Annotated in this window: 1 pseudogene; it reads right to left on the bottom strand. The window is 77.4% G+C overall.

The window, feature by feature from the left end:
* A pseudogene (locus tag SACPADRAFT_RS27605) lies at positions 1 to 487 on the bottom strand (DAK2 domain-containing protein); the annotation flags it as partial.

The following is a 487-nucleotide window of genomic DNA, read 5'->3' on the forward strand; positions in this document are numbered from 1 at the left end:
GAGCACGGTGACGTGGGCGGCCGCGGTGTTGGTGATCAGGCCGAGCAGTTCCTCGACGGTCGGCTCCGCGTCGGCGCGCACGGTGAGCACGGGCACCCCCTCGGCGTCGACGAGCTCGGCCACCGCGTCGCCGTGCACGACCGCCACGACCACCCGGTCCCCGCGCACGCCGGGGCTGTCGGCCGGGGCGGGGGTCACGAGCGGTTCCACCCGCACCCCGTGCGGTGTGCCGTACCGCAGCCCCGCCTCCAGTGCCGCACCGATGTCCGCACAGTGCACGTGGACGGCGTGGTCCCCGTCGCCGGTCGCGGCGACCGTGACGCTGTCCCCGAGGGCGGACAAGGCCCGCCGCAGTCCGGACACCCACGGTTCCCCGGCGCCCGACGGGTCGTCGGCGCCGGACCCGGTTGCCGGCACGGTGAGCAGGTACATGACCTCCCACGCGCCGGGGCCCGGGGCCTGCGGCGGGACCGCGGCGTCGAGGGGC

The organism is Saccharomonospora iraqiensis subsp. paurometabolica YIM 90007, from assembly GCF_000231035.2.
Classification (GTDB): domain Bacteria; phylum Actinomycetota; class Actinomycetes; order Mycobacteriales; family Pseudonocardiaceae; genus Saccharomonospora; species Saccharomonospora paurometabolica.